Consider the following 12,637-nt stretch of genomic DNA (forward strand, 5'->3'; position numbering starts at 1 on the left):
GCTGACCTGCGTGCGATCCCGTGAACTGCGCTTCGGCCTGGGCGTCTTCGTCCTTTCCCTGGGCGTCCTGCTGCTCCGGTTCCTCGTGCCGAGGCCGGTCGGGATGGCCGACAACGGCGACGGCTGGCGCCTGCTGTGCGACCTCGGCGGCCGGCACCCGGAGCTGAAGCCCGAGTTCTACGTCCACTTCAGCTACGGGCCGGGTTCGGCCTGCAAGAGCGACTACATCTCGAGCCAGGCGTGGCTCGACTGGTTCGCGAGCAAGCTCGGGCACGTGCTCGGCTCGTCGGCCGAGCTGAACCTGCTGGTGCTCGGCGCGATCACGTGCGTGCTGGTCGCCGTGGGCGTCGCGGCCACCGTGCTGGGCCTGGACCTGAGCCGCCGCAACCGCGTCATCGCCGCCGTCCTGCTGCTGCTCGTGATGGCCGACTCGGCGTTCTTCGGCTACTTCGCCTCGGTGCTCAGCGAAGGCGCCGGGTTCGTCGGGATGCTGCTGACCGCGGGCGGGCTGCTGCTGATGCACCGCACGGGCGCGTGGCGCTACTGGGGCGCGGCGCTGACCGTGGTGGGCGCGCTGATCGGGATCAACGCGAAGTCGCAGACGCTGCTGCTGATCCCGCTGTTCGTGATCGCGCTGGCCCTGGTCCGGCCGCTCGGCGCGAAGGGCCGCGCGCGGTGGCTCGTGCCGCTGGGCGTGCTGGTGATCGTCGGCGCCGGCACGGCGATGGTGCAGTCGAAGGGCGACCCGGCCAACGCCGAGTACCGCGAAGCCAACATGTTCCACGTGGTGTTCGACAGCATCGTGGACGGCAAGCACGACACCGACGCCGACCTGACCGCGCTGGGCCTCCCGCCGGACGCGAAGAAGTTCATCGGCAAGGGCTGGTGGGAAGCGAGCCCCTGGACGGACCCGGGTTACAACACCTACCGCGACAAGATCAGCCGCCGCAACGTCGTGCAGTACTACGCGTCCCACCCGACCCGCACGCTGCAGGTCCTCCAGCAGGGCGCGGTCGACACGCTCACGGCCCGCCCGTCGCGGCTGGGCAGTTTCGCCGAGTCGGCCGGCTACCCGCAGATGGCCCAGGAGTACCGGGTGCCGGTGCTGTCGGGCCTGTCCGCGCTCGCCGCGCCGCTGGGCCTGTTCGCGCTGGTCCCGTTCTGGCTGCTGATCGGCTGGGCGGGCATCCGCGCGTTCCGCCGGAAGGCGCGCGAGTACGGGACCGTGGTGTTCTTCCTGCTGCTGTTCGCGATCGGCCAGTTCGGGCTGTCGGCCCTCGGCGAGGGCGTCGAAGGCGTGAAGCACCAGCTGCTGACGCTGTTCCCGACGTTCCTGGCCTTGGTGTTCGCGGTGCTGAGCTTCTTCCCGCGGCCGTCCCGGGTCGTTCCGGAAGACGCCGGGGAAGAGCCGGAGTCCGAGGCCATGACCGAGGTCTTCGACGCCTTCCGGGAGCCGGAGAAGCCCGCGGTCCGCTAAACCGTTCCGGCCTCCCGGGCGTGGGGAAGGCGGTGGTCCGGGAACAGCCCGGACACCGCTTACCTGTGGGAGGCAAGTGTGCGGTCAGCAGTACGGAAGTTCGCCGTCGTCGCCGGTGTCGTCGTGGCGGCGGCTCTCGTCGCGGTGCCCGGCGCGGAAGCCGCGCCGGTGACGACCTGTCCGGGCACCGAACTCCACAAGGAGGGCTTGCCCAAGTCGCTGACCAACCGGCTCGGCGAGGCGGCCGGCACGCTCCACCTCTGGTACTCCAGTGCGAACGGCGGCACCAACTGCGCGAAGGTCTACGACGACGCGTCCGGGTCGCACTCCATGTCGGTCAGCATCCGGACGGACACCTCTGCCACGGTGACCGACTCCGGCACGTTCTCCACCTACGCCGGCGGAGTGGTGGTGACCGGGACGAACGGCCACTGCATCTACGTCTCCGGCAGCCTCTCGCTGGGCACCGGCCAGGTCAACCAGTTCCGCGCCTCGGCCGGACCGGTCGCCTGCGGCTGACGTGCCGAGCCCGCCGTCCGCCGAGCGGGCGGCGGGCCTCAGCCGGACTGCGAGGCCAGGCGCTCTTCGCGGTCCGCGGTCGCCAGGGCGTCCAGGACGCCGTCCAGTTCGCCGTCCAGGACCTGGTCCAGGTTGTACGACTTGTAGTTCACCCGGTGGTCCGAGATGCGGTTCTCCGGGAAGTTGTACGTCCGGATGCGCTCCGAGCGGTCGACCGTGCGGACCTGGGAGCGGCGGGCGTCGGACGCCTTGGCCGCGGCCTCCTCCTCGGCGACCGCCTGGAGGCGGGCCTGCAGGACCTGCAGCGCGCGGGCGCGGTTCTGGATCTGCGACTTCTCGTTCTGGCACGAGACGACGATGCCGGTCGGCAGGTGGGTGATCCGCACCGCCGAGTCGGTCGTGTTGACGCTCTGGCCACCCGGGCCCGACGAGCGGAAGACGTCGATGCGCAGGTCGTTCGGGTCGATCTCGACCTCGACCTCTTCGGGCTCCGGGTAGATCAGCACCCCGGACGCCGAAGTGTGGATCCGGCCCTGCGACTCGGTCGCCGGCACACGCTGGACGCGGTGCACGCCGCCCTCGAACTTCAGGCGCGACCAGACGCCGTCGACGACCGCCGACTTCGTCTTGATCGAGAGCGTGACGTCCTTGAAGCCGCCCAGGTCGGAGTCGACCGAGTCGAGCACCTCGGCCTTCCAGCCGTGCCGCTCGGCGTAGCGCAGGTACATCCGCAGCAGGTCGCCGGCGAACAGCGCCGACTCCTCGCCGCCTTCGCCGGACTTGATCTCCATCACGACGTCGGAGCCGTCGTACGGGTCGCGCGGCAGCAGCAGCTCGGTGAGCTTCGACTCCAGCTCGGGGATCCCCGAAGCCAGCTCCTCGGCCTCCGCGGCGAACCCGGAGTCCTCCGCCGCCAGCTCGCGCGCGGCCACGAGGTCTTCACGGGCGGTGTCGAGCTGGTGGACGGCGCGCACCACGGGCGTCAGCTCGGCGTAGCGGCGGCCGAGCTTGCGGGCGCGCGCCTGGTCGGCGTGCACCGCCGGGTCCGCGAGCTGGGTCTCCAGCTCCGCGTGTTCGGCGAGCAGCCCCTTGAGCGAGCTCGAATCCACCTCTGCCACCTCTCAGGCCCGGTTTTTCAGACAAAGAAACGGCGCCCACCCGAACGTGCGGGTGGGCGCCGTCGACCAAGCTACTTGGCTTCGGCGTCCTTCTTCTGACGCTTGCCGTAGCGAGCCTCGAAGCGCGCGACGCGGCCACCGGTGTCCATGATCTTCTGCTTGCCCGTGTAGAACGGGTGGCAGTTGGAGCAGATCTCGACGTGGATGGTGCCGCTGGTCTTCGTGCTACGCGTGGTGAAGGTGTTACCGCAGTCGCAGTCGACGTTCGTGACCACGTACTCGGGGTGAATGCCGCTCTTCATGGTGTCCTCTCTCGTTGGCTCCGGGTCCCCAGTCTTCGAGCGGGGTGAACCGGTGCCGGACTTCAGCGGGTGATTCTGCCAGACAAGCTGACGACTACTTGAACAGACCCCGTTGACCTGGTATTCCCGGCCGGGAAAGCCGTGAAGGCCCCCTTCCCGGCCATAAGAGCCGGTAAGGGGGCCTTCACGGATGTTCGACCGGAAACTCAGTCGTCCTCGTTGCCGCCGAGGGCAGTCTTCGAGACCTGCATGAGGAACTCGGTGTTCGTCTTCGTCTTGCGCAGCCGCGAGATCAGCAGGTCGATGGCCTGCTGCGAGTCGAGCGCGTGCAGCACCCGGCTCAGCTTCACGGTCACGGCCAGCTCGTCCGGGTTGAGCAGCAGCTCGTCCTTGCGGGTACCCGACGGGTTGACGTCGACGGCCGGGAACACGCGGCGCTCGGCGATCTTGCGGTCGAGCTTGAGCTCCGCGTTACCGGTGCCCTTGAACTCTTCGAAGATGACCGTGTCCATCGTCGACCCGGTCTCCACCATCGCCGTGGCGAAGATGGTCAGCGAGCCGCCGTTCTCGATGTTGCGCGCCGCGCCGAGGAACCGCTTCGGCGGGTAGAGCGCGGTCGAGTCGACACCACCGGACAGGATCCGGCCGGACGCCGGGGCCGCCAGGTTGTACGCACGGCCGAGACGCGTGATCGAGTCGAGCAGCACGACGACGTCGTGGCCCATCTCGACCAGGCGCTTGGCCCGCTCGATGGACAGCTCCGCGACCGAGGTGTGGTCCGCCGGCGGCCGGTCGAAGGTGGAGGAGATGACCTCGCCCTTCACCGAGCGCTGCATGTCCGTGACCTCTTCCGGACGCTCGTCCACGAGGACGACCATCAGGTGGCACTCGGGGTTGTTCGTCGAGATCGCGTTCGCGATGTCCTGCATGATCGTGGTCTTACCGGCCTTCGGCGGCGACACGATCAGGGCGCGCTGTCCCTTGCCGACCGGCATGATCAGGTCGATCACGCGGGTCGTGAGCTTGTGCGACTCGGTCTCGAGGCGCAGCCGCTCGTTCGGGTACAGCGGGGTCAGCTTGGTGAAGTCGGGGCGGCGCTTGGCCTCGTCCGGCTCCAGCCCGTTGATCGAGTCGACGCGCACCAGCGGGTTGAACTTCTGCCGCTGCTGCTCGCCGTCCCGCGGCTGACGCACGACGCCGGTGATGGCGTCACCACGGCGCAGGCCGTACTTGCGGACCAGCGAAAGCGAGACGTACACGTCGTTCGGGCCGGCGAGGTAGCCCGACGTCCGGACGAACGCGTAGTTGTCGAGCACGTCCAGGATGCCCGCGACGGGCAGCAGGACGTCGTCCTCGCGGATCTCGGTGTCCGGCGAACCGCCGACCTCGCGCTGGCCACCGCCGGTGCCCCTGCGACGACGGTCGCGGAAGCGACGGCCGCGACGGCCGCCTTCCTCGTCGTCGTCCTGCTGCTGCTGGGCGCGGTTGTCACGGTCACGGTCGCGGTTGTTGTCCTGCCCGCGGCTGCCACCGTCCTGCTGGTTGCGCTGACGGTTGCCGTCCTGGCCCTGCCGGTTGTCGTTCCGGTTGCCCTGACGCTGGTCGCGCTGCTGACGGTCGCCGCTCTGCTGGCGGTCACCGCCCTGCTGACGCTCGCCGCTGCCCTGACGCTCGCCACCCTGCTGGCGGTCGCCACCCTGCTGGCGGTCGCCACCCTGCTGGCGGTCGCCACCCTGCTGGCGGTCGCCGCCGTTCTGGCGGTCACCACCCTGCTGGCGGTCGTTCTGGCGGTCGGCGCCGTTCTGGCTCTCGGGCGCACCGGCGGCGCGGTTGGAACCGCGGCGACGTCGGCTGCGGCCGCCCTCCTCGGGCGCGCCGTCCTGGCCCTGCTGGCCGTCCTGCTTGTCCTGCTGCGGGCGCTCGGCCTGCGGCTGGGTGTCCGCGACGGGCGCAGCCGGCGCCTCGACGGACGCCTCCGGGACCACGGCCTTCTTCGGCTCCGGCTTGGTCGCCGGGGCCGCGGCCTTGGCCTCGCTCTTCGGGGCCGCCTTGGGCGGTTCGCCGACGCCTTCCAGAGGCAGGGTCTCGTTCGCCGCACGCTTGCGAGACTTGCCCTGACGCTCACGGATCGCGGCGATCAGGTCGCCCTTGCGCATACCCGTCGTCTCGCCGACGCCGAGCTCCCCAGCCAGCGAACGCAGTTCGGCCACAGTCTTGCCGGTCAACCCGCCGACCGTCTTCTTGGGAGCGGGGGCCGTGCCGTTCGACTCTGCGGCGCCGTTACCCACGTCGCTCAAAAGATCGGTGTTGCTCACACATGTCCTTCCTGACCGATCCACGCCTCCAGGCGGATCAGCGGACTGCCGCTCGCTTCTGATCGCGAACCGGCGTAACTGCCCCCCGATACGGGAGATGAGCTCTTCGGCCGTGCGAAACACAGCTGGAGCGCCTCCACCACAGGGGTTTGCGTCCTCCATTCGGAGGATGCGGAATCCGACACCGCCGAGACCGGAAACCCGCCTGCGTCCCTCCGCGTTACCCCGCTTGCCAGGCGGTGCGGATCTGGCGGATCGACGAAGGATGCGATCCGGGAAACTCCCCTGGACCGGCATCGGGTGCGGAAACGCACGGTGATCGAACGCCCCCGAGGGTAGACCGCACCGGTGCCGGGTGCAACAACCACCCCCCGCGTGGCGGCCCCCACCGCAGGCACGTGACCCAGCCTTTACTGAGCCGCAACCTGCACACCCGCGAGATCCGCGGGCAGCTCGCAGACGTCGAAACCCTCAACACCGGCCCCTGGCGGCAATATTCCCGTCGTGGTCAGCGCGAGCACCGTCGGGCCCGCGCCGGAGATCGCCGCGGCCACGCCTTGTGCACGGAGCGTGTCCACCAGCGCGGTGCTCGCCGGGTAAGCGGGCGCGCGGTAGAGCTGGTGCAGGCGGTCTTCGGTGGCCGCCAGCAGCAGCTCCGGTTTCGCCGTGAGCGCGTGCACGGCGAGGGCGGCGCGACCGGCGTTGTGCGCGGCGTCGCGGTGCGGCACCGTCGCCGGCAGCAGGCCGCGGGTGGTCGCGGTGGCCGAGCGGACCGCCGGGACCGCGACGACCGGCCGGATCCCGGCGTGCGGGGTCAGCCGCTCGGCGTGGAACACCGTGCCCTCGCACCAGGCCAGCACGAGCCCGCCGAACAGGCTCGCGGCCGCGTTGTCGGCGTGGCCCTCGAAGCCCGCGGCCAGCTGCAGGGCGTCGAATTCGTCGATTTCCCGGCCCGCCAGCGCGTACCCGGCGGCGACGCCGGAGACCACCGCGGCGGCCGACGACCCGAGCCCGCGCGCGTGCGGGATCGCGTTGTAGCAGCGCAGGTGCAGGCCGGGCGGGTCGACGCCGAGGTGCGCGCAGGTCCGCCGGATCGCCCGCACCACGAGGTGGGACTCGTCGGTGGGCACGTCGGCGACACCGCCCGCGCCCGCGTCGATCACCTCGACCTTGAGGCCTTCGTCGGTGACCTGCACCTCGACGACGTCGTAGAGCGCGAGCGCCATCCCGAACGCGTCGAAGCCCGGCCCGAGGTTCGCCGTCGACGCCGGGACCGTGACGCGGAAGGCGCCGCTCACCGCAGGTCCAGCGCCGCCGCGACCGCCGAGGGGTCCACGGCCAGCGGCTCGACCTCGACGTTGCCCGCCAGCGCCGTCTGCGGGTCCTTCAGGCCGTGGCCGGTGACGGTGCAGACGACCGTGGCGCCCTTCGGCAGCCGGCCGTCGGCGGCCGTCGCGAGCAGGCCGGCCACGCTGGTGGCCGACGCCGGCTCGACGAACACGCCCTCGCGCCCGGCGAGCAGCCGGTAGGCCTCGAGGATCTTCTCGTCGGTGACGGCTTCGAAGAGCCCGTGGGACTCGTTCTTCGCCTTGACCGCGGCGGTCCACGACGCCGGGCTGCCGATCCGGATCGCGGTGGCGATCGTGTCCGGGTCGCGCACCGGTTCGCCCAGCACCAGCGGCGCCGCGCCGGCCGCCTGGAAGCCGAACATCCGCGGGGTGTTCTTCACCACACCGTCGGCCGCGTACTCCGAGTACCCCGCCCAGTAGGCGGTGATGTTGCCCGCGTTGCCGACCGGCAGGCAGTGGATGTCCGGCGCCCGGCCGAGCGCGTCGCAGACCTCGAACGCGGCGGTCTTCTGGCCGGCGATGCGCACCGGGTTGACCGAGTTGACGAGCGTGACCGGGTAGTCGGCCGCGGTCTTGCGGGCCAGCTCGAGGCAGTCGTCGAAGTTGCCGTCGACCTGCAGGATCCGCGCGCCGTGCAGCACGGCCTGGGCGAGCTTGCCCATCGCGATCTTGCCCTGGGGCACCAGCACGGCGCAGGTGAGCCCGGCGCGCACGGCGTAGGCGGCGGCCGAGGCCGAGGTGTTGCCGGTCGACGCGCAGATCACCGCCTTGAGCCCGCTGGCGAGCGCGTGCGTGATGGCCACGGTCATGCCGCGGTCCTTGAACGAGCCGGTCGGGTTGACGCCCTCGACCTTGAGGTGGACGTCGCAGCCGGTCAGCTCGGACAGGTAGCGGGCGGGCAGCAGCGGGGTGTTGCCCTCCCCGAGCGTGATCACCCGCGCGCCGTCGGGGACCGGGACGCGGTCCCGGTAAGCCTCGATGATGCCGGGCCAGGCCTTGATACTCATGCGTCTTCGCCTTCCACCCGCATCACACTGACAACATGGTGGACGACGTCGAGCCGCCCGATCTCGTCCACAGTGGACCGCAGGGCCGCGTCGGGGGCCTGGTGCGTGACGACGACCAGGCTCGCGCGGTCGTCGACGTGGAGCTGGCGGACCGCCGCGATGCTCACGCCGTGGGCGGCGAACGCCTGCGCCACCTGGGCGAGCACCCCGGCGCGGTCGGCCACGGAAAGGCTTACGTGGTACCGGGTCGGGGTCTGGCCCATCGGCCGCACCGGCAGCGCCGCGTGCGCCGACTCGCGCGGGCCGCGGCCGCCGGCCACCTGGTTGCGGGCCACCGCGACCAGGTCGCCGAGCACCGCGCTCGCCGTCGGCGCGCCGCCCGCGCCCTGGCCGTAGAACATCAGCTCGCCGGCGGCGTCGGCCTCGACGTAGACGGCGTTGAACGCGCCGCTCACGCCGGCCAGCTGGTGGCTGCGCGGGATCATCACCGGGTGCACGCGGGCGGACACCGACTCGACGCCGTCGTCGTCGGTCACCCGTTCGCAGATGGCCAGCAGCTTGACCGTGCGGCCGAGCACGCGCGCCGCGCCGAGGTCGGCGGCGGTGACGTCGGCGATGCCCTCGCGGTGCACGTCCGAGGCCGTCACCCGGGTGTGGAAGGCGAGCGAGGCGAGGATCGCGGCCTTGGACGCGGCGTCGTAGCCGTCGACGTCGGCGGTCGGGTCGGCCTCGGCGTACCCGAGCCGGCTGGCCTCGTCGAGCGTCTCGGCGTAGCCCGCGCCGGTCGAGTCCATCGCGGACAGGATGTAGTTCGTGGTGCCGTTGACGATGCCCATCACGCGGGTGATCCGGTCACCCGCCAGGGACTCGCGCAGCGGTCGCAGCAGCGGGATCGCCCCGGCGACGGCGGCCTCGAAGTAGAGGTCGACACCGGCGGCGTCGGCCGCCTCGAACAGGTCGGCGGAGTGCTCGGCGAGCAGCGCCTTGTTCGCGGTGACCACGGACTTCCCGGCCTTCAGCGCGGCCAGCAGCCAGCTGCGCACCGGCTCGATCCCGCCGACGAGCTCGACCACGACGTCGACGTCGTCGGAGGTCACGAGCTTCTCGGCGTCGGCGGTCAGCAGCTCCGGGGGCAGCTCGGGGTGCTTGTCCGGGCGGCGGACGGCGATGCCGGCCAGCTCGACCGGCGCGCCCGCCCGGGCGGCCAGCTCGCCGGCCTGCTCGGTGAGCAACCGGGCGACCTCGCCGCCCACGGTCCCGCAGCCGAGCAGGGCGACCCTGATCGCTCGAGGTTCAGCAGCAGACACGGTTTCTCAGACCTCCAGGCGCAGCATGTCGTCGGTCGTCTCACGCCGCAGCAGCAGCCGGGCGCCGCCGTTGCGCACGGCGACCACGGCCGGGCGCGGCTGCCGGTTGTACGTGCTCGCCATCGAGTAGCAGTAGGCGCCGGTCGCCGCGACGGCCACCAGGTCGCCCGGAGCCAGCGTGTCGGGCAGCCAGCAGTCTCGTACGACGATGTCGCCGGACTCACAGTGTTTTCCCACGACCCGGGACAGCACGGCGTGCACCGGCTCTTCGTTGTCGCTCGCGGAGCGGGAAACCAGCCGGACGTCGTACACCGCGTCGTAGAGCGCGGTGCGGATGTTGTCGCTCATCCCGCCGTCGACGCTCACGTACCGGCGCACGGCGTTGTCGCCGAGCGCGACGTCCTTGATGGTGCCGACCTCGTAGAGCGTGATCGTGCCCGGCCCGGCGATCGCGCGGCCCGGCTCGCCGGCGATGCGCGGCACCGGGAGCCCGGCGTAGGCGCACTCCTTGCGGACGATCTCGCGGATCTGCGTGATCATCTGCGCCGGCGGCGGCGGGTTGTCCTTGTCGGTGTAGGCGATGCCGAAGCCGCCGCCGAGGTCGACCAGGTTCAGCTGGTCGAGCAGCTCGGGGCCGTGTTCCTTGGCCAGGTCGGCGAGCAGCCCGACGACGCGGCGGGCGGCGACCTCGAAGCCGTCGGCGTCGAAGATCTGCGAGCCGATGTGGCTGTGCAGGCCGGTCAGCTTCAGCGACGGCGCGTTGAGCACCCGCCGCACCGCCTCCGCGGCGTCCCCAGCCGCCAGCGAGAAGCCGAACTTCTGGTCCTCGTGGGCCGTCGCGATGAACTCGTGGGTGTGCGCCTCGACGCCGACGGTCACCCGGATCAGCACCGGCTGCACGACGTCGTGGCGCGCGGCGGTGTCGGCCAGCCGGGCGATCTCGTAGTAGGAGTCGAGCACGATCGTGCCGACGCCCGCGACGACCGCGGCTTCGAGCTCCGCCGGCGACTTGTTGTTGCCGTGGAAGGTGATCCGCTCGGCCGGGAAGCTCGCGCGCTGCGCCACGGCGAGCTCGCCGCCGCTGCAGACGTCCAGGCTCAGCCCCTGCTCGGCCACCCAGCGGGCGATCTCGATGGAGAGGAAGGCCTTGGACGCGTAGTGCACGAGCGCCGGGTCGTCGAACGCCTCGGCGTAGTCCGCGCAGCGGGACTTGAAGTCGGCCTCGTCGACGACGAACAGCGGCGTGCCGTGCTGCTCGGCCAGCTCGCGCACGTCGACGCCGGCGATCCGCACGACGCCGTCCGCGCCGCGGAAGGTGTTGCGGGGCCAGACCTTCGGGTAGAGCCGGTCGAGCTCGTCGCCGCTCGCGGGCGGGAACCCGGAGGAGTCGGCGTGGGGGTAGACGTCGGCGTGCCGTGGGCCCGCGGGGTGCGCCATCGATTACATCCGTTCCGGAGCAGAAACACCGAGCAGGGCGAGGCCGTTGGCCAGGACCTGGCGGGCCGCTTCGCACAGCGCGAGCCGCGCGTGGGTCAGCGGGGTCACCTCTTCGTCGCCCTGGGGCAGCACACGGCCCACGGTGTAGAACTTGTGGTAAGCGCCCGCGAGTTCTTCGAGGTAGCGCGCGATCCGGTGCGGCTCCCGCATGTCGGCGGCCCGACGCACCATTTCCGGGAACTCGCCGATGGTGCGGATCAGGTCGCCCTCGGCGGGCAGCGTGAGCAGTCCGAAGTCGACGTCCGAAAAGGACTCGGCGGACTTGATGCCCAGGTCGGCAGCATTGCGCTGCAGGGACGCCAGCCGCGCGTGGGCGTACTGGACGTAGTAGACCGGGTTGTCGTTGGAGTGCTTGCGCAGCAGGTCCAGGTCGACGTCCAAAGTGGAGTCGACGGAGTAGCGGATCAGCTCGTAGCGGGCCGGGTCGACGCCGACCGCCTCGACCAGGTCCTCCATCGTGATCACGGTACCGGCGCGCTTGGACATCCGCACCGGCTTGCCGTCGCTGACCAGGTTCACCATCTGGCCGATCAGCACCTCGACCGTGGCCGGGTCGTCGCCGAACGCCGCCGCGGCCGCCTTGAGCCGGGCGATGTAGCCGTGGTGGTCCGCACCGAGCATGTAGATGCAGAGGTCGAAGCCGCGGTTGCGCTTGTCCTTGAAGTAGGCCAGGTCGCCGGCGATGTAGGCCGGGTTGCCGTCCTGCTTGATGACGACGCGGTCCTTGTCGTCGCCGTACTCGGACGACTTCAGCCACCAGGCGCCGTCCGCGAAGTAGAGGTTCCCGGAGTCCTTCAGCTGCTGGACGGCGGCGTCGACCGCGCCCGACTCGTGCAGCGAGTTCTCGTGGAAGTAGACGTCGAAGTCGGCGCCGAACTCGTGCAGGCTGTCCTTGATCTCGGTGAACATCAGGTTGATGCCGATGCGGCGGAACGTCTCGTGCCGCTCCTGCTCCGGCAGCGACAGCGCGCTCGGCTCGGCCTTGATGACCTCGGCGGCGATGTCGTTGATGTAGCCGCCCGCGTAGCCGTCCTCCGGCGCGGGCTCGCCCTTCGCGGCGGCGATCAGGGACCGGACGAACCGGTCGATCTGCGCGCCGGCGTCGTTGAAGTAGTACTCGCGGGTGACCTCGCCGCCCTGCGCGCCGAGCACGCGGCCCAGCGCGTCGCCGACCGCGGCCCAGCGGGTGCCGCCCAGGTGGATGGGGCCGGTCGGGTTGGCCGAGACGAACTCGAGGTTGATCTTGGTGCCGGCCAGCGCGTCCCCGCGGCCGAAGGCGGCGCCGGCCTCGATGACCTGGCGCACGATGTCGCCCTGCGCGGCCGCGGCCAGGCGGAAGTTGAGGAATCCCGGGCCCGCGACCTCGGCCGAAGCGACCCCGTCGGCCGCCGCGACCGCCGCGGCCAGCGCCTCGGCGAACTCACGCGGCTTCAGGCCGGCCTTCTTCGCCACCTGCAGGGCCAGGTTCGTCGCGTAGTCGCCGTGGTCGGGGTTGCGCGGGCGTTCGATGGTCACCTGCTCCGGCAGCACGGTGTCGTCGATGCCGCGTGCGGTCAGTACCTGCACGGCGGAGCTGCGGACCAGGTCGGCGAGAGCGGCGGGAGTCACTCGTCGAATTCTAGGTGTGCCCAGGTCGGGCGCTTCCGGCGGTCTCGGCGACGTCACGGCGGGCATCCACAGACCGCTTTTCGGGGGTTCCGGGTGGCGGAGCCCTCGGCCCTCGGTGGGCACTGTGTGAGGTGTTAA

Annotated in this window: 10 protein-coding genes; 2 read left to right on the forward strand and 8 right to left on the reverse strand. The window is 71.1% G+C overall.

The annotated features are described in order from the left end of the window. Nucleotides 1–10 precede the first annotated feature (10 nt). Nucleotides 11–1,477 (forward strand): hypothetical protein, encoded by a 1,467-nt coding sequence (locus tag MUY22_RS03950; RefSeq protein ID WP_247057142.1) that lies wholly within the window; start codon nucleotides 11–13, stop codon nucleotides 1,475–1,477. A gap of 78 nt (nucleotides 1,478–1,555) precedes the next feature. Then, nucleotides 1,556–1,996, forward strand: a complete 441-nt coding sequence (locus tag MUY22_RS03955) for a hypothetical protein (RefSeq protein WP_247057144.1) — start codon at nucleotides 1,556–1,558, stop codon at nucleotides 1,994–1,996. Between the two features lie 38 nt (nucleotides 1,997–2,034). Here the strand turns inward: MUY22_RS03955 and prfA are convergent, their stop codons facing one another. The 8 genes from prfA to argS form a co-directional block, all read right to left on the reverse strand. Beyond that, a complete protein-coding gene (prfA, locus tag MUY22_RS03960; protein WP_247057146.1) occupies nucleotides 2,035–3,105 on the reverse strand; it encodes a peptide chain release factor 1 in 1,071 nt (356 codons plus the stop codon). Nucleotides 3,106–3,185: 80 nt separating this feature from the next. Beyond that, a complete protein-coding gene (rpmE, locus tag MUY22_RS03965) occupies nucleotides 3,186–3,416 on the reverse strand; it encodes a 50S ribosomal protein L31 (RefSeq protein WP_247057148.1) in 231 nt (76 codons plus the stop codon). Nucleotides 3,417–3,622: 206 nt separating this feature from the next. Continuing rightward, on the reverse strand, nucleotides 3,623–5,731 hold the full coding sequence (gene rho, locus MUY22_RS03970; protein ID WP_247057150.1) for a transcription termination factor Rho: 2,109 nt from the start codon (nucleotides 5,729–5,731) through the stop codon (nucleotides 3,623–3,625). Between the two features lie 410 nt (nucleotides 5,732–6,141). Next, complete coding sequence (gene thrB, locus MUY22_RS03975) at nucleotides 6,142–7,029, reverse strand: homoserine kinase (RefSeq protein ID WP_247057152.1); 888 nt, start codon at nucleotides 7,027–7,029, stop codon at nucleotides 6,142–6,144. Next, nucleotides 7,026–8,087, reverse strand: coding sequence for a threonine synthase (gene thrC, locus MUY22_RS03980; protein WP_247057155.1), 1,062 nt, complete (start codon nucleotides 8,085–8,087; stop codon nucleotides 7,026–7,028). Before thrC ends, thrB begins: the two co-directional genes overlap by 4 nt. Continuing rightward, the gene (locus MUY22_RS03985) at nucleotides 8,084–9,394 is read right to left on the reverse strand and encodes a homoserine dehydrogenase (RefSeq protein WP_247057157.1); all 1,311 of its coding nucleotides are present in this window, start codon (nucleotides 9,392–9,394) and stop codon (nucleotides 8,084–8,086) included. Before MUY22_RS03985 ends, thrC begins: the two co-directional genes overlap by 4 nt. A 6-nt stretch (nucleotides 9,395–9,400) precedes the next feature. Then, on the reverse strand, nucleotides 9,401–10,831 hold the full coding sequence (lysA, locus tag MUY22_RS03990; protein WP_247057159.1) for a diaminopimelate decarboxylase: 1,431 nt from the start codon (nucleotides 10,829–10,831) through the stop codon (nucleotides 9,401–9,403). A gap of 3 nt (nucleotides 10,832–10,834) precedes the next feature. After that, on the reverse strand, nucleotides 10,835–12,499 hold the full coding sequence (gene argS / locus MUY22_RS03995; protein WP_247057161.1) for an arginine--tRNA ligase: 1,665 nt from the start codon (nucleotides 12,497–12,499) through the stop codon (nucleotides 10,835–10,837). Nucleotides 12,500–12,637 lie beyond the last annotated feature (138 nt).

The sequence above is a fragment of the Amycolatopsis sp. WQ 127309 genome, from assembly GCF_023023025.1.
Classification (GTDB): domain Bacteria; phylum Actinomycetota; class Actinomycetes; order Mycobacteriales; family Pseudonocardiaceae; genus Amycolatopsis.

Coding starts and splice junctions, on each gene's coding strand:
- rpmE (WP_247057148.1), bottom strand. CDS start 3,416: ATGAAGAGCGGCATTCACCCCGAGTACGTGGTCACGAACGTCGACTGC.
- thrC (WP_247057155.1), bottom strand. CDS start 8,087: ATGAGTATCAAGGCCTGGCCCGGCATCATCGAGGCTTACCGGGACCGC.
- lysA (WP_247057159.1), bottom strand. CDS start 10,831: ATGGCGCACCCCGCGGGCCCACGGCACGCCGACGTCTACCCCCACGCC.